This window comes from Hahella sp. NS-SX17 (assembly GCF_057367735.1).
Window position 1 is genome coordinate 1,787,104 of sequence record NZ_CM170632.1, and the last position, 22,455, is coordinate 1,809,558.

Annotated in this window: 24 protein-coding genes; 10 read left to right on the forward strand and 14 right to left on the reverse strand. The window is 55.6% G+C overall.

Translation table 11 applies throughout. The features are described from left to right. The first annotated feature begins 13 nt into the window (after positions 1-13). The 4 genes from AC2IBB_RS08115 to upp all read left to right on the forward strand — a co-directional run bounded on the left by AC2IBB_RS08115 (position 14) and on the right by upp (position 5,719). A complete protein-coding gene (locus AC2IBB_RS08115; protein WP_486332375.1) occupies positions 14-2,266 on the forward strand; it encodes a TonB-dependent siderophore receptor in 2,253 nt (750 codons plus the stop codon). Positions 2,267-2,429: 163 nt separating this feature from the next. Beyond that, the gene (locus AC2IBB_RS08120) at positions 2,430-3,749 is read left to right on the forward strand and encodes a GTP cyclohydrolase II (protein WP_486332376.1); all 1,320 of its coding nucleotides are present in this window, start codon (positions 2,430-2,432) and stop codon (positions 3,747-3,749) included. Further along, on the forward strand, positions 3,749-5,014 hold the full coding sequence (locus tag AC2IBB_RS08125; protein ID WP_486332377.1) for a DUF1688 family protein: 1,266 nt from the start codon (positions 3,749-3,751) through the stop codon (positions 5,012-5,014). Before AC2IBB_RS08120 ends, AC2IBB_RS08125 begins: the two co-directional genes overlap by 1 nt. A 48-nt stretch (positions 5,015-5,062) precedes the next feature. After that, positions 5,063-5,719: a uracil phosphoribosyltransferase gene (gene upp / locus AC2IBB_RS08130; RefSeq protein WP_486332378.1), complete on the forward strand. Its 657-nt coding sequence runs from the start codon at positions 5,063-5,065 to the stop codon at positions 5,717-5,719. A 19-nt stretch (positions 5,720-5,738) separates the two neighbouring features. Here upp and AC2IBB_RS08135 read toward each other — a convergent pair whose 3' ends face one another. The 4 genes from AC2IBB_RS08135 to AC2IBB_RS08150 form a co-directional block, all read right to left on the reverse strand. Further along, on the reverse strand, positions 5,739-7,544 hold the full coding sequence (locus AC2IBB_RS08135; RefSeq protein ID WP_486332379.1) for a thiamine pyrophosphate-binding protein: 1,806 nt from the start codon (positions 7,542-7,544) through the stop codon (positions 5,739-5,741). Between the two features lie 201 nt (positions 7,545-7,745). Further along, entirely contained in the window at positions 7,746-8,138 is a 393-nt protein-coding gene (locus AC2IBB_RS08140; RefSeq protein ID WP_486332380.1) for a DoxX-like family protein, read from the reverse strand. Continuing rightward, positions 8,135-8,644, reverse strand: a complete 510-nt coding sequence (locus AC2IBB_RS08145) for a thiol-disulfide oxidoreductase DCC family protein (protein WP_486332381.1) — start codon at positions 8,642-8,644, stop codon at positions 8,135-8,137. Before AC2IBB_RS08145 ends, AC2IBB_RS08140 begins: the two co-directional genes overlap by 4 nt. Positions 8,645-8,650: 6 nt before the next feature. Continuing rightward, complete coding sequence (locus tag AC2IBB_RS08150) at positions 8,651-9,310, reverse strand: hypothetical protein (protein WP_486332382.1); 660 nt, start codon at positions 9,308-9,310, stop codon at positions 8,651-8,653. Positions 9,311-9,475: 165 nt separating this feature from the next. Here AC2IBB_RS08150 and AC2IBB_RS08155 point away from each other — a divergent pair, with 165 nt between their 5' ends. The 3 genes from AC2IBB_RS08155 to AC2IBB_RS08165 all read left to right on the forward strand — a co-directional run bounded on the left by AC2IBB_RS08155 (position 9,476) and on the right by AC2IBB_RS08165 (position 11,832). Further along, on the forward strand, positions 9,476-10,531 hold the full coding sequence (locus AC2IBB_RS08155) for a beta-galactosidase (RefSeq protein WP_486332383.1): 1,056 nt from the start codon (positions 9,476-9,478) through the stop codon (positions 10,529-10,531). Positions 10,532-10,637: 106 nt separating this feature from the next. Next, a complete protein-coding gene (locus AC2IBB_RS08160) occupies positions 10,638-11,180 on the forward strand; it encodes a macro domain-containing protein (protein ID WP_486332384.1) in 543 nt (180 codons plus the stop codon). A gap of 103 nt (positions 11,181-11,283) precedes the next feature. Then, entirely contained in the window at positions 11,284-11,832 is a 549-nt protein-coding gene (locus tag AC2IBB_RS08165) for an NADPH-dependent FMN reductase (RefSeq protein ID WP_486332385.1), read from the forward strand. A 3-nt stretch (positions 11,833-11,835) separates the two neighbouring features. Here the strand turns inward: AC2IBB_RS08165 and AC2IBB_RS08170 are convergent, their stop codons facing one another. From AC2IBB_RS08170 to sufB, 9 genes are all read right to left on the reverse strand, one after another. After that, positions 11,836-12,384 (reverse strand): DinB family protein, encoded by a 549-nt coding sequence (locus AC2IBB_RS08170; RefSeq protein WP_486332386.1) that lies wholly within the window; start codon positions 12,382-12,384, stop codon positions 11,836-11,838. A 160-nt stretch (positions 12,385-12,544) separates the two neighbouring features. Continuing rightward, the gene (locus tag AC2IBB_RS08175; protein ID WP_486332387.1) at positions 12,545-12,961 is read right to left on the reverse strand and encodes a hypothetical protein; all 417 of its coding nucleotides are present in this window, start codon (positions 12,959-12,961) and stop codon (positions 12,545-12,547) included. Between the two features lie 27 nt (positions 12,962-12,988). Then, positions 12,989-13,450 (reverse strand): SufE family protein, encoded by a 462-nt coding sequence (locus AC2IBB_RS08180; RefSeq protein ID WP_486332388.1) that lies wholly within the window; start codon positions 13,448-13,450, stop codon positions 12,989-12,991. 65 nt (positions 13,451-13,515) lie between these two features. Continuing rightward, positions 13,516-14,052: a putative Fe-S cluster assembly protein SufT gene (gene sufT, locus AC2IBB_RS08185; protein ID WP_486332389.1), complete on the reverse strand. Its 537-nt coding sequence runs from the start codon at positions 14,050-14,052 to the stop codon at positions 13,516-13,518. Positions 14,053-14,057: 5 nt separating this feature from the next. Beyond that, positions 14,058-14,423, reverse strand: coding sequence for a HesB/IscA family protein (locus AC2IBB_RS08190; protein ID WP_127973050.1), 366 nt, complete (start codon positions 14,421-14,423; stop codon positions 14,058-14,060). Positions 14,424-14,436: 13 nt separating this feature from the next. After that, positions 14,437-15,675: an aminotransferase class V-fold PLP-dependent enzyme gene (locus AC2IBB_RS08195; RefSeq protein ID WP_486332390.1), complete on the reverse strand. Its 1,239-nt coding sequence runs from the start codon at positions 15,673-15,675 to the stop codon at positions 14,437-14,439. Further along, positions 15,672-16,991: a Fe-S cluster assembly protein SufD gene (gene sufD / locus AC2IBB_RS08200; RefSeq protein WP_486332391.1), complete on the reverse strand. Its 1,320-nt coding sequence runs from the start codon at positions 16,989-16,991 to the stop codon at positions 15,672-15,674. Before sufD ends, AC2IBB_RS08195 begins: the two co-directional genes overlap by 4 nt. Before the next feature lie 11 nt (positions 16,992-17,002). Beyond that, positions 17,003-17,761 carry a Fe-S cluster assembly ATPase SufC gene (sufC, locus tag AC2IBB_RS08205; RefSeq protein WP_486332392.1) on the reverse strand — a complete coding sequence of 253 codons (759 nt, stop codon included), beginning with the start codon at positions 17,759-17,761 and terminating at the stop codon, positions 17,003-17,005. A gap of 149 nt (positions 17,762-17,910) precedes the next feature. Beyond that, a complete protein-coding gene (gene sufB / locus AC2IBB_RS08210) occupies positions 17,911-19,359 on the reverse strand; it encodes a Fe-S cluster assembly protein SufB (RefSeq protein WP_486332393.1) in 1,449 nt (482 codons plus the stop codon). Between the two features lie 299 nt (positions 19,360-19,658). Here sufB and AC2IBB_RS08215 point away from each other — a divergent pair, with 299 nt between their 5' ends. The 3 genes from AC2IBB_RS08215 (at position 19,659) to AC2IBB_RS08225 (ending at position 21,855) form a co-directional block, all read left to right on the forward strand. Further along, entirely contained in the window at positions 19,659-20,138 is a 480-nt protein-coding gene (locus AC2IBB_RS08215; protein WP_486332394.1) for an SUF system Fe-S cluster assembly regulator, read from the forward strand. A 322-nt stretch (positions 20,139-20,460) separates the two neighbouring features. Then, a complete protein-coding gene (locus tag AC2IBB_RS08220) occupies positions 20,461-20,802 on the forward strand; it encodes a MaoP family protein (protein ID WP_486332395.1) in 342 nt (113 codons plus the stop codon). Positions 20,803-20,901: 99 nt separating this feature from the next. Then, on the forward strand, positions 20,902-21,855 hold the full coding sequence (locus AC2IBB_RS08225) for a hypothetical protein (protein WP_486332396.1): 954 nt from the start codon (positions 20,902-20,904) through the stop codon (positions 21,853-21,855). 87 nt (positions 21,856-21,942) lie between these two features. Here the strand turns inward: AC2IBB_RS08225 and AC2IBB_RS08230 are convergent, their stop codons facing one another. Beyond that, positions 21,943-22,425: an FKBP-type peptidyl-prolyl cis-trans isomerase gene (locus tag AC2IBB_RS08230; RefSeq protein WP_486332397.1), complete on the reverse strand. Its 483-nt coding sequence runs from the start codon at positions 22,423-22,425 to the stop codon at positions 21,943-21,945. Positions 22,426-22,455 lie beyond the last annotated feature (30 nt).

Below are 22,455 nucleotides of genomic sequence, written 5' to 3' on the forward strand. Positions count from 1 at the left end.
AGGAACCCGCAGTATGGCGACGCACCGCTATTCCGGTAAACTTGCGCCCCGAATTTTCCCAAACTTGTCCCAATCATTCAGCGCCCAATCCCGCTTCTGTCATGCCCCGCCGTATGCCGCCAATGGTTTGGCATTCTGGGTGGCGGCGTTGTCATTGGGCGTTCTGGCGTCCGGGAGCGTGGCGGCGGAAGATGTGCAACTGTTGCAGCCGGTGACGGTAAACGCTAAAGCAGGTGACGCTGCGCCAAGCGAAGGAAGCGGGTCCTATCGAACCAAGTCGAGCAATACTGCTTCGCGCATGAATATGTCTCTGCGGGAGACGCCGCAGTCAGTGTCGGTGATTACTCGTACGCAGCTGCAGGACTTCGCGCTGACGGATATTAACGATGTGCTTGAATACAGTCCTGGCGTCACCGTAGAGCGAGTGGAAACGGACCGCACCTATTTCACGGCGCGGGGATTCGATATCACCAATTTTCAACTCGACGGCATCGGCGTTCCTTTCGTCTATGGCAATCTGTATGGCGATATTGATACCGCTATTTACGATCGCGTTGAAGTACTGCGGGGCGCCAATGGGCTGATGACCGGCACGGGAACGCCTTCCGCAACGGTTAACTTCGTTCGCAAGCGGCCTACGGCGGATACCCAGGCCTCCGTGGGCCTCACATACGGCTCATGGGATAATCGTCGTATTGATGCAGACGTTTCCGGCGCTTTGCTGGCGTCGGAAAGAGTGCGCGGCAGGCTGGTGGTGTCCTATCAGGATAAAGAGTCTTACCTGGATCGCTACGAACAGGAAAAGTCTGTTTTCTATGGCGTCGTGGAGGCGGACCTCAACGACAGTACGACGCTGACTTTGGGACACAGCCGTCAGGATACTCTTTCCGACAGCCCGATGTGGGGCGCGTTGCCGTTGTATCGAACCGACGGCTCGGCGACGGATTATGATACGTCCACCAGCACGGCGACGGATTGGGCGTATTGGGATGGACAGATCGATAGCTCGTTTGTTGAATTCGCCCATGAGTTCGCCAACGGCTGGTTGATCAAAGGCGTAGTGACCCGCCAACAAGTCAAAGCCGACACCAAGCTGTTTTATGTCTATGGTACGCCCAACCCGGATACGCCCGGGTCGGATCTATACGCCTATCCGAGCCTGTACGGCTTTGATAACGAGCAGTGGATCGCCGATATCTATGCGACTGGGCCGTTCACACTGGGAGGGAGGGAGCACGAAGCGGTAATCGGCGTGAACTGGTCAAAATCCGAGGTGTGGGACGAGTCCAAATATGGCGCGGGAATTGGGACGGAAATTGATGACATCGAAGACTGGGATGGCGATTACTCCGACCCGGAGTACAACGCAGGCGTAGCTGGCAGCGAATTCACCGACAAACGCAGAAGCCTTTACGCCGCCACCCGCCTTAAGCCTGTGGATCGTCTGACTCTGATCACCGGGCTGCGCGTGACGGACCTGGACAGCCGCGGCGTGACATACGGAGAGAGCAAGCAACAAACCCAGAGTGGAGAAGTTGTCCCCTACGCAGGTTTTGTGGTTGATATTCATGAGAACCATTCGCTGTACGCCAGCTACACGAAGATTTTCGATCCCCAGTTCAAGGACGACGAAAACCATGACCGTCTGGACCCGGTAAAGGGCGACAACATAGAGTTCGGCTTGAAGAGCGAGTTGCTCAATGATCGCCTCAATACCTCTGTCGCCGTATTCAAGACCAAGCAGGATAACGTAGCGGAAGTGGCGGGAACTTATCCCGGGACCAGCACCGATTATTATGAAGGCGTGGACGGCGTCACCAGTAAAGGATACGAACTGGAAGTCGCCGGAGAAGTGTCTCCCGGCTGGGAAGTGGCGGGGGGCTACACCTACGTTTCCATCGAGGATAAAAATGGCGAGGACGCAAAAACTTATGTGCCCCGACGTATGCTGCGGTTGTCCTCCAGCTACCGTATACCCAGTCTGGAACGGCTGAAAGTGGGCGCGAGCATGAGCTGGCAGGACGATATACACAGAGAGCAAGGCGTCGCGACGACGGGACCGAACGCCGGTGAGTCTGTCCGCACCACACAGGACGACTATGTGCTGGTCAACCTGATGGCGAAGTACGATTTTACGGATAACTGGAGCGCCACCTTGAATCTGGACAACATCACGGACGAGAAATATCTGAACAGTCTGTACTGGGCCCAGAGTTACTATGGCGCGCCGCGCAGCGCCAAGCTGACGGTTAACTGGACTTACTGATCGCTGCACAGTCTCCGGGCGCCGCTGCACAATGAATGCGCAGCGGCGTCTTTAATCCTCCGCCTTTTTGTGTTTCCCCCGCCGCCGGAACCCTGTTGTCACTGTTCAAATCATTGATTTTAATACTCGCACCCATTAGTTGACTGCTTGGTCAATTACTGGAATGAAATCTGCAACATATTGGGTTTACAACCTCGACGACCTGTCGTCGATAGCTGAGGGTGTGGCTATGGGGGTAGACCAGCAAGTACGCGCAATTGCGCTGACGTCGCATACGCGTAGCGGAGTGAAACATCCCGTCAATTGGGGCGTTGCGGATATTCAGACGCGGGGGCCGGTTATTGGAACGCTGTCCAATCCCGGTTTGAAGAATACGATCGGGTCTCATGCCGGCTCATACAGTCTGTATCGCGCCCTGGCGGTGGCGAAGGGCGAATTATCGCCGCTGCACCGGCCGGATTTGACCAATACGGAACCGGTGATCGATTTAGGGCCGCATCCGCAATGGAGCGACCTGGACAAGATTGTCTCCCTGGACCCCTGGGGGCATCGGGTGGCGTCGGATTTCAAAGCGTCGCTGCAGCAGGGGGTGGATATTCGTCCCACGATCGCCATCACCAAAGCGCGCATCGCCATTCCTGAAATTCAATATGCGGTGCAACGAGGCCTGATTCCGGTCGATGGCGGGATATTGCTGGCGTCAGGCGAGGCCAATGTCACCAAGATCGCCATAGAGCCGGTTTGGCATTTGCCCGGTGTGGCGCGACGTCTGGGCGTGGCTGAAGCGACGCTGCGCAAGACCATGTTCGAACACACTGGCGGTATGTTTCCGGAACTGGTGACCCGTCCAGACCTGTCCGTCTTTTTGCCCCCCATCGGCGGCGTGACCCTGTATTTGTTCGGCGATCCCGGAGCCATTAGCGATCCTGAGCGCGAGGTCGCCTGCCGGGTGCATGACGAATGCAACGGCTCCGACGTATTCGGCTCTGATATCTGCACCTGTCGCCCTTACCTGACCCATGGCATCGAAGTCTGCATTCGCGTCGCCCAGCGCGGCGGTGTGGGAATCATTCTGTACAACCGCAAAGAGGGCCGAGCACTGGGTGAAGTGACCAAGTTCCTGGTCTACAACGCACGCAAGCGGCAGGTGGGCGGCGACCGCGCGGACGCTTATTTCGAGCGTACGGAGTGTATCGCCGGCGTCGAAGACATGCGGTTTCAGCCGTTGATGCCGGACCCGCTGCACTGGTTGGGCGTCACGCGCATCGATCACATGGCTTCTATGAGCAACATGAAGTTTGAAGCACTGACCAGTCAGGGCATTGAGATCGTCAATCGCATCACGATTCCTGACGATTTGATTCCCGAAGACGCCAAGGTGGAGATCGACGCCAAAGTGGCGGCGGGCTATTTCTCGCCGGGCGCTCCGCTTTCCAAAGACGCGCTCAGCGCTAAATCCGGCAGGGACCTGGAGGGCTATTGATGTCGAATCTGCATGAGAGTTTTACGACGACGCCTGTTTATACGGATCCGCAATTGCATCTGTGGCGTGTGGAAACAGTGCGCTCGCGCTGCGGTGAAGTATTCGCGCGGGCCTGCGCTGGGGAATTGATCGCTTATGAATATCGAGCAGAGCGGGTGGATGCGGCGGCGGATTATGTCATGGACGTCATTCTTGAGACATATCCAGACCTGAAAATACCGCCTCATAGTCGTTGGCGTCATTTTGCCGCTGGCGGGGTGAACCGTTGGTCTCCCATTGCTGACAGCGCGCATGACTTGAACGAACTGAAAATGCGCGCCACGGAATTAACTCTCGTCAGCGTGCTGTTAGACGCTGGCGCGGGCTCCAACTGGCGTTACCACGAAGGCGCAACCGGTTTGACCCTGGGCCGTTCCGAGGGATTGGGCGTGGCCAGTCTGACGCTGTACGCACAGGGGGCGCTGTGTTCATCGGGAAGGCCTTTCCGGATCGATGCGGAGGGGTTGCAAGCTCTGACGGCGTCGCGTTTAGCAGCCTGTTTTCAGGTGAGTGAGCGCAACCCTCTTATCGGCCTGCAGGAGCGAGCGGCGTTGCTGCGTCGGCTTGGAAATGTGGTGGCGCGCGCGCCTGGCGTGTTTGGCGGAGAGGGGCGGTTGGGCGCGCTGGCGTTGTATCTGGAAGCGGCCTATGGCGCGGCGGGATCGGGCTCTGGCTCTGGTTTATCGGTGGACTTCGCCTTCCGTGAGTTACTTAAGTGGTTGTCAGGAGTCTGGCCTGTGCGGGACCCGAAGTTGGGGGCGCTTGGCGATGCCTGGGCGTATCCGGGAGTGGGGGCGGGTGAGCCGGGAGCGGGGTTGATTCCCTTCCATAAACTCTCTCAATGGATGATGTACTCACTGACTGAAGCCTGGCGTATCGCTGGCATGGAAGTGGTTGACGACGATACGCTCACGGCGCTGGCGGAATACCGTAACGGCGGCCTGTTGATGGATATGGGCGTGCTGGCGCCGAAAGATCCTGCTTTCAGTGCGACAGAATATGAACCCGGCGCGCCGGAAGTGGTGGAGCTGCGGGCGATGACCGTCGCCATTGTTGATCTGCTCGCCGCGAAGTTGAATGCGCGTCTGAAAGACCTGGGCGTGACGTTGACGATGTCGCAAGTGCTGGAAGGTGGAACCTGGAGCGCCGGGCGTAGACTGGCGTTCGCACGTTCGAACAGTGGCGCGCCGCCGATTCGTTATCGCGCGGACGGTACTTTGTTTTGATTTCTGAATGACTCGTAAATCTATATCGGCAAGGGTTGAGAGACAGCTATGTCAATGACTTCATTAGTGGAAAAACACCCCGGTGTGTACATGGTTAACCACCCGTTCGTGCAGCACAAACTTACCAGTCTGCGGGACAAAAATACCTCTACCCGAGAGTTTCGTATGCTGGTGCAGGAGCTGGGCGTTTTGATTGGTTATGAAGCCACGCGGGATCTGGAAACGGAACTGGTGGAAGTGGAAACGCCTCTGGAAACGACAATGTCGCCGACGTTAAAGGGCAAAAAGCTCTGCATTGTCACCATCATGCGGGCGGGTAACGGCATGACTGAAGGCGTGCTGCAACTGTCGCCGTCGGCGCGGGTGGGGCATATCGGCCTCTATCGCGATCCGCAGACCAAAATGCCCATTGAGTATTACGTCAAGATGCCGCCGGATCTGGATCAGCGGACAGTAATCTGTGTCGACCCCATGCTCGCCACCGGCCACTCTGCGACGGCGGCGGTGCATAAAATCAAGGATCTGGGAGCGCAGGATATTCGTTTTATCTGTCTGTTCGCCGCGCCGGAAGGCGTGAGCCTGTTTCGTGAAGAGCATCCAGACGTGCCGGTGTATGCGGGAGTGATCGACAGCCATCTGGATGACCACGCTTATATCCGACCCGGCGTTGGCGACGCTGGGGATCGGATATACGGCACGAAGTGAAGGCGGCATGCCAACCGGGTCATGCGTTGGTCAGCTTCGGCGCCCGAGGGGCTGGGCGCGCCGCCTGCAGATTTTTAACGCGCTGTCCAATCGGCGGAGGAATCTCCTTGTCCACGATCACATCCAGCAGCACAGGTCCCTTGCGTTGGAACAGGGAGGCGATGTCCAGGCGCACCAGCTCGTCGAAGTCTTTAATGCGGTAGGCCTCCACTCCCAGGGATTGAGCGAGCAGTGCGAAATTAGTCTGTGGGAGTTCGTTGCCGAAGCTTTGCATGCCGCGCATGCGTTGCCCATGCATGACTGTCCCCAGCACGCCATTATTCAGCACCAGAATCACCACGTTAAGATCGTGTTGTTTGGCGACGGTGATTTCCTGCGCCGTCATTAGATAGCTGCCGTCGCCGGTAATGCAAAGCACCGGGATATGCGGGTTGGCGAACTTGCCTCCGATAGCCGCGCCAATCGCCCATCCCATGGCGGCGAAGCCCATGGATATCGGCATTTTATTCACATCGATCACAGATGCTGAGCGAGGGTGCCAGTAGTGGGTGGCCCAGAAGAAAGCGTTGCCTGCGTCAGCATAGAGGTGTGCGTCTTTGGGGGCGCACTGACTCAGGCGCCAGAACAGGCGGCGCGGGTTGATGGGCGTGTTGTCCGTATTACAGTCTTCGATATGGAGAACGCTGATATTTTTGGGCAGGTTGTTCTCATTACGCAGTGCGGGGAGCGCGTCTTCACCCGTTTCTGAGGCGGGGGCGGCCTGGTTTTCCTGATTGAGGTAGTCGAACACGATGCGGGGGCTGCCCATCAGATTCATTTGCGCCATATGAGACTTGGCCAGATGCTCTGGGTTGTTATTAATGTGCACCAGACGTCGGGACAGAATGGTGCTGCCGTCCCAGCCGCAGGTGGCGTGTTCATCCAGATTGGCGCATACCACCATAATAATGTCCGCCTCCTCCGCGGTCAGGGTTTTGCGGGCGGACTCATGCCCAGCGGTGCCGAATACGCCCCGGTACAGAGGATGGTCGGCGGACATCAGGCCTCGTCCCATGGGCGTGGTGACAATCGGCCAGGCGCGCCGCTCCGCATAACAGAGAATTTCCCGCATAGCGCCGGCGCACCCGCTGCCGATGACGATGACGCCGCGCTGATAGCCACGCAAAATAGTGTTCAGGCGTTGCAGTACGACTTTGTCTGGAGTGATTTCCTGTCCCAGAAACGTATGCAGGGAGATGGGGTTGCGGCTGGATGGGACCGGCGTTTCGAAGATGTCCAGCGGGATGCTGATATGTACGGGGCCAGGAGTGGGGCCGGTGGCGTGGCTCAACGCCGCCAGCAGGTTGTGCTCAAGCTGCTCGGGGTGGGAGACCAGCGTGTTGTAGCGGGTGCAGCCTTTGAACATGAGGATGGTGTCGACGCCGGAGGCGCTGCTTTCCTGCATGGCGCCGCGGCCAAAAGTGCTGATGGTGCTTTGGCCTGTGATAACCAGCATAGGGACGCCGTCTATAAAAGCGTTGCTCACAGGCGTTAATAAATTGGTGCAGCCTGGACCTGACGTGGCGCTGCATACGCCGATAACGCCACATTCTCTGGCGAAACCATCCGCCATAAATCCCGCTCCGGCTTCGGAGCGCGTCAATATCCAGCGTACATGAGTGCTGTCTTCGTGGCGGGCGAGGGCGCTGCCCAGTGGGTCGATATTGCCGCCGGATACGCCGAACACATAGGGAACTTTTAACAGACTGAGATATTTAACAATTAATTCTGCGCAACTGATCGCATTAGCTTGACCAGTTTGAGTAATAAGCGGTTTGGATTCCATGGGCGTTGTCCTGTGTTGAAAAAGTTAAACAACAGGCGTGAACCCCCACCTGGGCGCCGCTGCCGGACGACCGGACGCGGAGCGCTGAGGTGCGGTGTCTTTCAGAGGAGGGGACTAATCACGGACATCAAGTCACTTTTTATCCCTAACAGCATAGCAAAAGCAGGCGGAAAACCAGGGCAGGGGGAAATTAAATTCGGCTTATTCGGGACTTTTTTGTATCTCTTTACTCACCCAGGCGACCCAGACCAGGGCCAGAGTGGCCAGATTGACGGTCACTGGGTTGAAGGCGTCCGCCAATAAACCCGGGGAAAACCACGCTACATCCAGCAATAGACCGACAAGCGCGACTCCGGCGGCCAAGAGCGGAAGGTTGCTGCGCAATGGCAGTGCGATAAGCAGTCCCAGAAGGATTTCCGCCACGCCGCCCGCCATGGCGATCTGCGGCGCATACTGGCCCAGCCCCTGGGCTTCGATCATGGCCAGCTCAGTCGGGCTGAGCCATAAAATCTTCGGGACCAGGCCGTGATAAAGAAAAACACCGGCCACGCTGAGACGCGCAACCCAGTGAATACGGAGCAATACATCCCTCATGAAGGTGTTCCTGTTGTCATGCTTTCCATTGTCGCGAGTTTATTTTCGTCCGGAGCATGGCCGCTCAGAAAGCGGCTGTTATGGTCTGGCGTTGGCAGCAGGCAGTGTTCATATTTACCGAACAGGCGATATCGGTTCTGAGCGACGAGGTCATAGCCCCAGTCCCGCAAAAAACGCGGCAGGATGCGAAAGATTTTCAGGTAACGCCATGGCGCGGGAAACTGCGCAATGATGCGCAGGAAGGCGTCGGATTTTTCATAGGCGCGGCCGCCTTCCACATAAAGCATGGTGTCGAAACGGTCCAGCGGCATATTGAACCAGGCGAGGATCGCCTGACCTTCTGGTGATTGCACGGAGGCCAGTTTAAAGCGCCGGTGCGTGTCGTGTTTAATTAGAAACGACGACCAGGCGTTGCAGAGCTTGCAGACGCCATCGAACAGTACGACCTGGTCGTCGCTTGTCATGTAGGGAGGAATAGTGGCGTGAGGCATAGAGGGCTGAGTCATAGCCGATTACTCTGTTGAAATGGGAGCGTGCAGCGGGCGCAGCCGATAATGCAGCATCGCATCGAAAGGGTAGCCTTTTTGCGAAGGAACCCAGGCAGGGTTTTGCTCAACATCCGGGCCGCTGATGAGCAGCTTTTCAATACTGGCGGCGGCGATTTCCACACTACGGGAGCGTAAGGCGTCATTCCAAACGGATGCCAGCGGTTCGCCTGAGAGATAGGCGCTAACGTAAGCATAAGTGTTTGGCGCGCCACCTGCCTGACTTTCAGGACGGGCTTGTGCGGCGTTCCAGTTTTTATCCTGCGCCGCTTGTGCGACGAGGGTGGCGCCAATCCAGTCATAGTCGATCAGTCTGCCGATAGAGAGGTATTCGAGTTGCGCATCCTCAGGCAACGCCTTTAGCGCAGAGTTCAACAGTGCGAGAGTCTCCTCTTGACTGGCGCCGCAATAAAAAGAGTCTCCGTGAGCCAGTCGAAACCCCAGCGCTTGCGCCTTGGCGTTGTATTCAATGGTTCCCTGACACTGTCCCATTTTACCCGTCGCCACGGTCTCCGCATGGGCTGACAAAGGGAAGAGGGCGGGAGATAGCGCTAAGCTGGCCAGCGCTAGGGTGCGCAGTGTTGATAGGACTCGACGCATGAGTGCTTTGGGGGAAGCGGTCTCCATAAAACTCCTTGGAGTAGCCAAAAGGGGGTAGGTACTCAGTATGCCCCACAATGGTGAGACGGCAAAGTCCGGCATTAAATCCCATTAAGATCCTGTTGCGGCGCTTTATTTTATGAGTGGCCAGTTGCAGAATCGGACATAACGGATGGAGACAGGAGCGCTGTCATGGAACAGATTAGAAAACTCACCGCCCTACTACTGGCATTGGCCTGTATCGCCGGCTCTTCAGCCTGGGCCGAGGAAAAGCGGGCTGCACAGCAAGAGGCGTCTGCCGCAGTAAAATCACCGGCCCAGGGCAAAGAAAAGAATATGCCCCCACGGGGAATATTCAGTAGTCATGTGATAGGCAAGGAGGCGGAGTCGTTGCGGCCGGCTTTTGTGAAAGGCGGGTTGGTGAGAGTGTTCTGGTCGGACATTGAGCCCAAGCCGGGACACTATGATTTCTCTGTTATCGAAGCGCAGCTGCAAGGCGTCCGTCGTTATGGCAAGTTGTGGTCGCTTGCCGTACTTGCGGGACCCCGGGCCCCAGACTGGCTGTTTGATGACGGCGCCGGCTCTATGGATATACGTTTTCGTGGAGACAAAGTCCGCATCGCTCCTTATTGGGATTTGGTTCTGCAAGCCAGACTTAAGCTGTTGGCGGAGGCCTTGGGGAAGAAGTACGGAAACGATGAAACGCTGCAGCTGGTGTATGTGCCCCAAGCCACCTCCAACGGCATTGAAGGCCACTTCAACGGCAACCGCTACGAAGACCTGCAGCGTCAGGGGTTCACACCGGACAAGTGGGTGCGCGCAGCGGCGGAAGCCATAGACTCTTTTTACCGGGCGTTCCCGCAGAAGCATATTGCTTTTGAGGTCCATGAAATCGGTACGGTGGAAACCCCGGAACGCATCATGCGTCTGATCGAAAAGAACTACCGCGACCGGGTTGGCATCGCCGTCTGGTGGCTGTCAGGACGGGAAAACTATCAGCACGCCCTCCTGCAGGAAGTCCGCGATTTCCGCGGATATAAATACGCACAAGCCATCGGCCGCTCCGACCAGGGCCGCCGCTTCGGCGCCGGCGGCTACGGCGGCATGTTCGAACAAGCCAAAAAACTCGGCATCCGCTACATCGAAGTCTGGAACTACGAAATCACCCGCAACCGTAACCCGGAAGTCACCCAATCCATTGAGGGGTTTAGCCGCAGTGAGGCGGTGCAGGGAGAGCCGGGAGCCTGATCATCGGTTTGCCCCGACGAAAAGACATTCCCCCGATCTGTGCAATACTTGTTTATAGAAGGGTTTTCAGGGTTGCATGTAGACAATATTGTACGGGGTGAGTGGAATGATTGAGTTTCTATGCGGCGACATCACCGAGTTGGAGGTGGACGCCATTGTTTGTCCCGCCCATAAATACCTCAGTAAAGGCCGGGGCTTGTCCGCGCAGATATTTGAGCAGGCGGGAGAAGAGGCGTTGGATGCGGCCTGTTCCCAAGCCGGGGAATGTAAGGTGGGCGGCGCCTGTATGACACCGGGGTTTAAGCTGCCCGCCAAACATATTATTCATACGGTGACGCCGCAGTGGACGGGCGGCGACCAGTGGGGCGGTTCTGATCTGCATTTGTTGGCCAATTGTTATGAGAGCGTGGTTCGACTGGCGCTGGAACATAGCGTCAAAACCATTGCTTTCCCCGCCCTCGGTGCGGGAACCAATAAAACGCCGCAATCCATGGCCGCCCATGAAGGGCTGGAAGTCTTAGTGAAATACGCGGACAGCTTTGAACGTTTGATCATCTGCCTGCATTGGGAAGCCGGATTGGATACCTGGCGGCGCACCTACGAGGATTTTTTCGTCAGGAGAATGGAACAGTCCTACAAAACCGGCTGAGGGCTGGTTATGCTCGGTTGAGTCGTTAGAATGGGTCCTTCATCGGCGTGACGTAATATGCGTTGCGGCTTGATTGGAACTGGCGTACGGGCGCGATTGAACTGTGAAACCTCTTAACATTCTGGCCATCTCCGGCAGCCTCAGAAAGGTCTCCTACAACACCTCGGCGATAGAGGCGCTAAGCAGACTGACGTCTGGTAGCGTCGCAGTGAAAGTCTATAAAGGGCTGGGAGACCTGCCGCTCTTTAATCCCGACCTGGAAAATGAACTGCCTGCCGCTGTAAGAGAGTTGAAATCCGCATTGGCGCAAGCGCAAGGATTGATTATCGCCAGTCCGGAATACGCCCATGGAATCAGCGGCGTTATGAAGAACGCCCTTGATTGGCTGGTGAGTGGCGAGGAGTTTGTATATATGCCTGTCATGCTCATCAATACCTCGCCCCGGGCCAGTCACGCCCAGGCGGCTCTGCGCGAAGTAGTCGCCACCATGTCTGGCCGCATTGTAGACAGCGCCTGCGTTTCCGTGCCTCTGCTCAGTTCAAACCTGGACGTGGAGGGGATTATGCAATCCCCTGAGATTGCCGGCCCCTTACAAAAGGGGCTGCAGCAGTTTGTCGTCGGAATTGAGGCGCAGGCTGAAGCCGAGGACTGAGCCTCAGTCTGAAGGCGCGAGATTCGGGATATCAATCGCAAAATCAGTGACGCCGATATCCTGTCCCGCCTGTGACAGTAGTGTGCTGGTCTGACCTCGGTGGTGCGTCTGGTGATTGAAGAAGTGCGCCAGCAATTCGCCAAAGTTACGCACGCTTTTCCCGCCGGTCATGCTGCTGTAGTGGAGATTGAGAGCGTAATCTTCTTCCGCTGCTTCGTCGGTAAGCCAGCGAATGATCAGGGCGTCCAGTTGACGTCGTTTCTCCGATAGCGAGGCGAAATCCGCATATAAAATTTCATTCAGCGCGGTGGGTTTGGCGTACTGCGACAGCGCCTGCAAGGACTGGTAACGGTTCGACAGCGAGGAATATCGCCCCAGCCAGACCAGGTCCGCCACCATAATGTGGTTCAGGGTGCCGAGTATGGAGCCGAAAAACGCACCGGAATCTTTTGTCAGGATGCTCTCGTCCAGCTTTGCCGCCGCCGCATAAACCTGATGGTTCATGCGTTGGTTGTATCCGGCCATAAGTTGATAGTGTTGTTTGAATCCCATGGAGTGCTGCTCCCATTTTTATCGTCGTTTTTTGTAGTCTAAGCAGAATGGGGACGTAGGCAAGCGCCTTGAGTGAAGCCTTGCCTCTTTGCTGGGATAAGGGAGTGGCGGATAAAGTGTGGCGGATAAAGTAGAGAGGGCGCTGGTGAGCTGTGCGGAGTTACTTGCTCCGTTGCGTCTCATCGATCACTACGGTCTCTTGTTCTCCTGCATTGAGTGCGCGAAAGGGCGTTGTCAGCACGCCGCGGCATTGCAGTTCCCGCATATAATCAATGGGGGACTTTTCCGTTTTAAAAGTCCCCCAGAATACGAAGCCGAGTTCATGCAAACGCAAACAGATTTCACTGAGGCGTTCATTGAGAGTGAACTCATAAGTGGTGGGGCTGAAGGCGTCGTAAGCAGGATAGGGGATATAGTAAACGTTTGGCGTAGCGCGGCTGTGCTTGGAGGTTTTGTTGAGTTTGAGGCCCTGTTGCGTCAAACGCGTCTTATCAACATCGCTGGCCAGGGCGACCTCTATCTCGTTGTCAAAAATCCATTTAACCAGATTCATCGCGTGGTTTGGACTTCGCTCCATAGGTGACTGGCCTTAGCGGGAAACTGACTACAATACGCTGTGCGCGGCGTTCTGAATCTTTTTCACCATGGCGCGCAGGCCATTGCCGCGGGTGGGGCTGAGATGACGCATCAGGTCAAGTTCCGTAAACAGCGCATCCATATCAAAGCCGACGATTTCTTGCGGTGATTTGCCGTTGAAAGCGCACATTACAACGGCGGCGAGGCCTTGTACGATCATGGCGTCGCTGGCGACCAGGACGTACATTCTGTTGGTTGCGGCATCAAGATGGTGGATAAACCAGACCTGACTCTGGCAGCCGTGTACAAAGTTCTCTTCTACTTTGTGTTCCGCCGGCATCGAGGGAACCTGCTTACCCAGGTCGATGACGTAGCCGTAGCGCTCCTCCCAATCGTCCAGAAACTCAAAGCTGTCTTTGATGTCGGCGATGGTGGTGTCTTTGCCCAGTGGGTTGGCGGTGAAAATATCGGCTTGGTCAACAGCGGTCATGGTTTTCAGTTCTGTCTGCGTTAATTCATCGTCAGCAGGCGATAAAGTCAGCGCCTGCGGTTAGCTTAAAGCATGCCCAGTTCTAGTTTGGCCTCTTCGCTGAGCATGTCGTTGCTCCAGGGAGGATCGAACACCAGATCTACTTGAGCTTCATCCACATTGGGCACCAGCGTGAGCTTGTGTTTTACGTCATCGGCGATGACAGGCCCCATACCGCAGCCGGGCGCCGTCAGGGTCATTTCCACATTGACGCAATTCTTGCCGTCCTGTTTGCTGATGGCGACATTATAGACCAGGCCCAGGTCAACGATGTTGACGGGAATCTCCGGGTCATAAACCGCACGCAGGGCTTCCCATACATGCCGCTCATTAACCTCGCCTTCAGTGACGTCGTCGAAATTGAAATCGGCGACATTTTTGCCCAGCGCATCGGCGTCTCTGCCCTCAACACGGGCCAGATTGCCGTTGACGACAACGGTGAAGGCTCCGCCCAGCGCCTGGGTAATCGTGACGAAGGTGTCCGCGGGAATGGTGATTTCCGTACCGGCGGGAACAAGGCGGGCGACGCAGTCCCGCTTGGTGAGTACAACCTCTCTTTCCATATCGATCAGGCGTCCTCTTTTATGGAAAAGCTTTCCCCACAGCCGCAGGATGAGTCTACGTTGGGGTTGTTGAACTTGAAGGCGTAATTCAGGCCTTCTTTGACGAAGTCGATCTCCGCCCCATTGATATAAGGCAGGCTCTTGGCGTCAACATAAACAGGAATGTCGTCAGCGAGCACGAACTTGCGATCATCGTCGGAAGGGGCCTTAACCAGATCCACGATGTATTTAAAACCGGAGCAGCCGCTGGCTTTGAGGCCCAGGCGAAAGCCCTGAGCGTCGGGATGTTGCCTCAGCTGCTTGCGGATGTGCTGCGCCGCAGCGTCGGTGATACGCAATCCCACTTCTGGCGTAAAGGTTTGCGCGGACATAGTTATCTATCTCCTAAATAAACAGTCTGGTTATCTTCTGTAGGGCGGCGAACAGTTTTTCAACCTCTTCGCGGGTGTTGTAGAACGCAAAAGAGGCGCGTGTCGTACCCGGAACGCCCAGGCATTCCATCAACGGCTGTGCGCAATGGTGCCCGGTGCGAACGGCGATGCCTTGTTGATCCAGCAAGGTGCCCAGGTCGCTGGGATGCAGGCCGTCCACCAAAAAGGAAAAAACGGAAACTTTGTCTTTCGCCGCACCCACCGGGCGTAAGCCGGGGACGGTCGGCGCCAGCTCCACCGCAAGTTGCAGCAGGCTGTCTTCATGAGCTTTCAATTGCGCTTTATCGAACTGGCTTAAATAATCCAGCGCCGCTGCGAAACCGATGGCTTCAGCAATGGCTGGCGTACCGGCTTCAAACTTAAACGGAGGTACGTTGAACGTGGTGCCGGAGAAGGACACGCGTTCGATCATTTCGCCGCCGCTTTGATATGGGGGCATGGCTTCCAGCAAAGCTTTGCGGCCGTATAGCGCGCCGATGCCGGTAGGGCCGAATGCTTTATGGGCGGAAATCGCATAGAAGTCGCAGTCCAGGTCCTGCACGTCGATTTCAAGGTGCGGCGCGCCTTGTGCGCCGTCTATCAACGTTACCGCGCCGACGTTCTTCGCCAAACGAATCATTTCTTTGACGGGATTCACCGTGCCCATGGAGTTGGACGCATGATTCACCGCAACGATGCAGGTTTTTTCGTTCAGCAGGGCCTGATAGGCGGCCATGTCCAGCTCGGCGTCAGGCGTAATCGGAATGACTCTTACCTGGGCGCCAGTCTGTTGCGCCACGATCTGCCAGGGCACGATATTGGCGTGATGTTCAAGCTGGCTGACGATAATCTCGTCGCCGGGCTGCAGGGTGCTGCGGGCGTAAGATTGCGCCACCAGATTGATGGCTTCAGTGACGCCGCGCACCCAGATGATATCTTCACGAGACGGCGCGTTGACGAAGGCGCGCACTTTGTCGCGGGCGGCTTCGAACTCGCCTGTCGCGCGATCGCTCAGGCTATGGGCCCCGCGATGCACGTTGGCGTTAAACTCCCGATAATATGTGTTCATCGCCTCGATAACCGCCAGCGGCTTTTGCGCTGTGGCTGCGTTATCCATATATACCAGAGGTTTGCCGTTCACCTGCTGTTGCAGGATAGGGAAGTCCTCGCGGACGGATAGAACATCAAAGGGACGTTTAATCGCCTGGGTCATACTGTCGCCTCCTGCGTTCCTTCATTGTAGAAACGCTCCGCCAAATCAAGTACGTAGGCGTGAGCTGTTTCGATCTCCATTTCCGCCATGACGGACTCTACGAAGGCGCGACTCAGCATGCGGTGCGCTTCGTTACGGGGAATGCCGCGGGATTGAAAGTAGAACAGCGCCATGTCGTCCAACTGGCCCACGGTGGCTCCGTGCGCGCATTTGACGTCGTCGGCGTAAATTTCCAGCTCGGGCTTGGTGTTCACCTCAGCGGTATTGGTCAACAACAGATTATTGTTGTTCATCGCCGCAGAAGACTGCTGGGCGTCACGGTGGATATGCACGCGGCCGTTGAACACCGCTTTGCCTTTGCCGTTGATAATGCCTTTGTAGGTTTCTTCGCTGACGCAATGCGGGGCCACGTGCTCGATTGTCGTGTGGAAGTCCACATGCTCACGACCGCCCGCCAGATAAACGCCATTCAGCTTGCAGGAGGCCAGTTGTCCCAGCAATTTCACATTGATGTCGCGACGTTTCAGTGCGCCGCCGGTGGCGAAGGCATGCTGCTCGTAGAGGCTGCCGCCTTGCTGTTCGACGAACACGCATCCGGTATGAATCTGGTTAGCGCCTTCGCAGTTCAGCGCGTAGTGCGTCATCGTGCTGTTGGCGGCGAGAAACACTTCCGTCACAGTGTTTTGGAAAACTTTGCGTTCATGAGTGTCGACGTAAGTTTCCAGCATTTCCAGTTTGGAGCCGGACTCCACCACCACGATCACGCGGTTATAGCTGGATGCGGCGTCGCCGGAAACGTCTGCTGTGTGAACAATTTGCAGGGGCTTAAGCGCTTTGCTGTCTTTCTTGACGCGGATAAGCGCGCCGTCCTGCAGAGTGCCTGCATTCAGTGCGGCAAAGGGATGCCTGGCGGCGTCGAATGTTTTGCCCAGATATTCTTTGATCAGCGCCTGACCGGCTGCATCCGCTGATGAGAAGGGGATCACTTCCAGAGCGGAATCGTCGATATCGGATGAGGCCAGCTGACCGTTATGGAATGTCAGAGTATAGAAATCGCCAGTAATGCCTTGCGGAGCGTCAACAGACGCCGACGTTCGCAAACGCAGAATATCGCCCTGAACAATAGGAGCGATAGGCGTGTAGCGCCAGGCTTCCGTTTTGCGGGTTGGAAGCTCCAGTCCGGCGAAAAGGCTGCGGCCTTCACTGCGGACGTCGTCAAGCCAGCGCAGGCTGTCGCCCAGTTGTTCGCTCCAGGATTGCGAGGCTTCCACGCATTGGCGGTGGAAGTCTGCGTAGGGGTTGCTTTGGGTCGCCATGAATACCTCGCCTACGCTACTTTGTCGTCGTCCAGGTTCAACCAGCCGTACCCTTTCTCTTCCAGTTCCAGAGCCAGTTCACGACCGCCGGATTTGACGATGCGGCCATTGGCCAGAACATGGACGTAATCCGGTACGATGTAGTTCAGCAGACGCTGATAGTGGGTCACCAGAACTACGGCGCGATCAGGGCTGCGCAGCGCATTGACGCCGTTGGCTACGACTTGCAGGGCGTCGATATCCAGGCCGGAGTCTGTTTCGTCCAGCAGCGCCAGTTTGGGTTCCAGCATCAGCATTTGCAGAATTTCGTTGCGCTTTTTCTCGCCGCCGGAAAAGCCTTCATTGACGCCGCGCTTCAGAAACTCAGGGTCCAGATTGACCATGCCGATTTTCTGGCGGGCCAGTTTCAGAAACGTCGCTGCATCCAGCTCTTCTTCGCCACGGTGTTTGCGAATGCTGTTCATTGCTGTGCGCAGGAATTGAATATTGCTGACGCCGGGAATTTCCACCGGATATTGGAACGCCAGGAAAATACCTTCGCGGGCGCGCTCCTCCGGCTCCATTTCCAGCAGATCCTGGCCGTGATAGCTGATTTCGCCGGAAGTGACGTCATAACCTTCGCGCCCGGACAGTACGTGGGTCAGGGTGCTTTTGCCTGAGCCGTTGGGGCCCATGATGGCGTGGACTTCGCCGGGTTTCACGTCCAGCGTCAGGCCCTTGAGAATCTCTTTGTCTTCTACCCGAGCGTAAAGGTCTTTAATACTTAGCATGTTTGATCCCATGTATCAGAAAGACAACTCTGCGACCGCCGCTTTAATTGGTCTATTAGGTCGCGGAATTTAACTCATCAAATATTCGCTGCCTGCGTAACGACTGCTTGTGTACTCACTGCAACCGCCGCAGGCGTTTATGCTCCGTATCAGCCGACGGAGCCTTCCAGACTGACTTCCAGCAGCTTGCCCGCTTCCACCGCAAACTCCATGGGCAGCTCTTTGAATACTTCCTTGCAAAAGCCGTTAACGATCATGGATACGGCGCGTTCGGCGTCGATGCCTCGCTGGCGGCACAGGAATAACTGCTCATCGCTCACTTTGGAGGTGGTGGCTTCATGCTCAACCACGGCGCTGTTGTTCTTGCTTTCGATGTAGGGGAAAGTGTGCGCGCCGCATTTGGCGCCAATGAGCAGCGAATCGCATTGAGTATAGTTGCGCGCATTGTCGGCGTTGGGGCCGATTCTTACCAGTCCGCGATAACTGCTGTCGCTGCGACCGGCGGAAATGCCTTTGGAGATGATGGTGCTGCGGGTGTTTTTACCCATGTGGATCATCTTGGTGCCGGTGTCCGCCTGCTGCAGGTTGTTGGTCAGCGCCACGGAATAGAATTCGCCGACGCTGTGATCGCCTTTTAAAACCACGCTGGGATACTTCCAGGTGATGGCGGAGCCGGTTTCCACCTGGGTCCAGGAAATCTTGGAGTGCGCGCCGGCGCACAGGCCGCGTTTGGTGACGAAGTTGTAGATGCCGCCTTTGCCTTCTTCGTCGCCGGGATACCAGTTCTGTACGGTCGAGTATTTGATTTCCGCGCCTTCCAGCGCCACCAGTTCAACCACCGCGGCGTGTAACTGATTTTCGTCACGCATGGGAGCAGTGCAGCCTTCCAGGTAGCTGACGTAGCTGCCTTCGTCGGCGATGATCAGCGTGCGTTCGAACTGACCTGTTTTCGCCGCGTTGATACGGAAGTAGGTGGACAGCTCCATTGGGCAGCGCACGCCCTTGGGAATGTAGACAAATGAGCCGTCGCTGAAGACTGCGGAGTTGAGGGCGGCGAAATAGTTGTCGCGGACAGGGACCACGCTGCCGAGGTACTTCTCCACCAGCTCGGGGTGATTTCTGACTGCTTCAGAAATGGAGCAGAAGATAACGCCGGCTTCAGACAGTTTCTCTTTGAAGGTCGTGGCGACGGAAACGCTGTCGAACACCGCATCTACAGCAACGCCAGCCAATGCGGCGCGCTCATGCAGGGGAATGCCCAGCTTTTCGTAGGTTCTCAACAGCTCGGGGTCAACTTCATCCAGGCTCTTGGGGCCGTCTTTCTGTGACTTGGGCGCGGAGTAATAGATGATGTCGTTGAAATCGATTTTGGGGTAGTGCACGTGAGCCCATTGCGGCTCAACCATGTTCAACCATTCGCGATAGGCCTTGAGACGCCAGTTGAGCATGAACTCGGGCTCGTTCTTTTTAGCGGAGATAAAGCGGATGACGTCTTCGTTTAATCCCGGCTCCAGGGCTTCGCTTTCAATGTCGGTGATAAAGCCGGCCTGGTATTCCCGTTTGATATATTGGTCAACTGAGTTTTCTGGCGTGCTCATGAGAGGGCCTCGATGATCGAAAAGAGTATTTTAACAGCGCGCATATAAAAGAAAGCTCCGAGTCATCCGCGCCTGGAATTTTTTAGCCTTTTCCCCTTGGCTAAGAGCGCTGACAAATCAGAGTTTTCTTATTCTTGACTTGATTGCTAGGGTACTGAAAAGCCCATTTCAAATCAATACTAAATTGGTAATCAATCGGGAATGCGGTTAGAATCGAAATGGCGTGTATTCCTTGCGCGGCGGGTTCGTTTGGCGAATCCAGAGCCATGCGTTTATGAAGCTGATACAGGACTTCAATTATGTTGCGCTTAGCTAGACTTGCCGATTATGGGCTGTTGATCGCCTCCTCTCTGGAAGAGCCCGGTAAAGCGCTGGTCAAATTGGATCAAGTCGCCGATCAGACCAAATTGCCCATTCCCACCGTCCGTAAAATCATGAAGTTGCTGGTGGATGGCGGCGTCGTTCATTCCGAACGCGGTGTGAAGGGCGGCTACTGCCTTTCCGACGCAGCCTATAATATCAGTATTGCGCGCATTCTCCGAGCGGTGGAGGGCGGCGTGGCGTTAACCGATTGTTGCGCCGAAGAGCGCGTGTGCGACGTTATGCATGCGTGCACAGTTCATACTAACTGGTCGGTGATCAATCAGACGGTCAATGAGATCTTCGAGCGACTGACATTGCGAGATATGTCCCGGCGCTTAAGCAAGGCTGACGTTGTCAGCAAGGTGCGTACAGACGAGAGCGTCGATCTTGTCATGATGAGCGAACTTGCTTCGTAAGATTGTAGTCCTTTCATATATTCATTGGTTTTATTACTAGCGCATTTGGCTCTATTGGCAGTTTGTTTCTGAATATTAACCATTTCTGAAAATTCCCCTCAGCCCAGATATTTAGGCGCTTTTCGGCGTTTCGCTGCAGAAAGAAAATAAAAAATCAAGACTTTTTTCCTATAAGCGCAATTTTTGGTTGTACTCAGCGCATTGTTTGCAGATAATCGCGCCCAACAATATGGACTATCCTTATCAGTAATCGCCGGGAAACAAGTGGATTAGCTTCGTATCCGGGTTTTGGTTTTATGCTTCTTGCGGAAGGGGTTGATTTATGAACCAAAAAGATTTTGCAAGCAGTAAAGTGTTTTATGATACGAAACGCTTTCCCAGAGGATTCAACAGGTCTGGCTTCTTTTCAAAAAAGGAAGCGGACATGCTTGAGCGCTCTGGGTATGCATTGCAAGAGCTCACAAACGGCAATCGCAAGCCTGCAACGCCGGCGGAAGAACAACTTCTGGCAGTGTTGAGAGGTGAAAGGGCGCCTGGGACTGAAATTGAGAAGGTGTGGATCAAGTATCTCAAGCATATCAGCACCAAACGCGTCTCTTACACCACAGGTATGGCTTTCACCATGTCAGAGGGCGGCGACTTTACCGACGTCGAAACCGATTGACGCTCACTCTTGAAAAAAGGCGCTATACAGTGCCTTTTTTCTTTCCCGACTCTATACTCAACTGCATTGCCATGCAGATTCCTTTTCTATATTCATTCAATGTCATATTCAGAATTATTGCCCGCCAACCGGGCTGTGCTGTTTGCAAACCTGGGACAGGCTTTGCTGAACGGCGAGAAGTTTCCCGGAGTTTTCGACTCCGCCGCTGATATTTCTCCGCGCTGTTATGCGGCTAAATTGAGTCAATTGGCGGAGAGCGTCAGGCAGGAGGCGGACAAACCCTTGCTGGAACTCATTCGCGAGAGTGGGGTGTTCTTGCCGTGGGAAGTGCGGTTTATTCAGTTTGGCCTCGCTACTCTGCGTATCGCGGAAGTTTTCGCCCGTCTATGTGATTACTATGTGTTGATCGGTCGCTCATCTCGCCAGTTATCCGCTTGGCTGGCTGGTTCCTGGCTGTTGTGCTGTTTTACGCTGGCCTACCTGCTGTATTTTTTCGCATTTGGCGCACAGACAACGCTGACTAGCCTTGGCGTTTGCGCCTCGGCGGCGGTGGCGGGACTGGGTGTCGGCGTGCGGTTGGCGTCGGTTTTCCTGCGTAATTGGGTTGAGCCGGACTCGCGTTTCTGGAATGCAGCGTCACGTTTTCCACAAATTCGGTCACTGGTAGTGGCGCGTAGCGTATATCAGTATCTGCTGAATTTAGGGTTGTGCGTGCAAGCGGGAATGGATCTGCCGCGTACGCTTGGCGTATGCGCGAAATCTGAGCCCGTGGACTGGTTGCGCCAGAGATACCATATTGTGGCGGCGTCTGTGGGTAAGGGAAAAAATCTTTCGAGGGCGTTTCTGGAAAGCGGCGTATTGAGCGAGACTCGCATCACTGCGCATCCAGATGAGAGCAAAGGCAAGCCGGCGCGTTTATGGGACCCGGGCATTATTGAAGTCGTGAGGCAGTCTTTCGATGAGCAACTGCGATATGCGTCGAAAGTGGCTCCATTGCTGTTGCTGGCGCCGCTGACGGTTGTTTGGCTGATCATGGCGTTTAGCGTCGGCTGAGACCGCGACGATATTTTCCAGCGTCCCTTTTAAGGTCGCTCCTGTGTAAACGTTGAGCCGGGGACGCTGGAAGCCTGATACGGCGGTTTAGTGGTGGTGTCCGCCGGGGCCGTGTACGTGGCCATGATCGATTTCTTCTTTTTCCGCATCCCGCAGACTGACGACTTCCAGAGCGAAAGTCAGCGTTTGGCCTGCGTAAGGATGGTTGATGTCGACGTCGACCATAGAGTGGCCGATTTTCATGACGGTGACCACTTGTACGCCCTGCTCGGACTTGACCGGGATGGCGTCGCCAACCTGGTAGCGTCCGGCATGCTTCAGGTATTTTTTGGAAATGCGTTTGATGCTGTCTTCCTGACGCAGACCGAAGGCTTTTTCCGGGGGCAGGGTGATTTCGAACTTGTCGCCGGCGTCTTTGCCTTCCAGCGCTTCCTCTAAGCCTTGCAGCACGTTGTCATAGCCGTGCAGGTAGGTGATCATTTCGTCTTCGTAGGTGTTTTCCAGCTCTTTGCCTTCTTGATCTTTCAGAACGTAGTGGAACTGGACCACTTTATCTTTGCTTATCGCCATAATCGGTCTCCGTAAAAAACTGGCCGGATT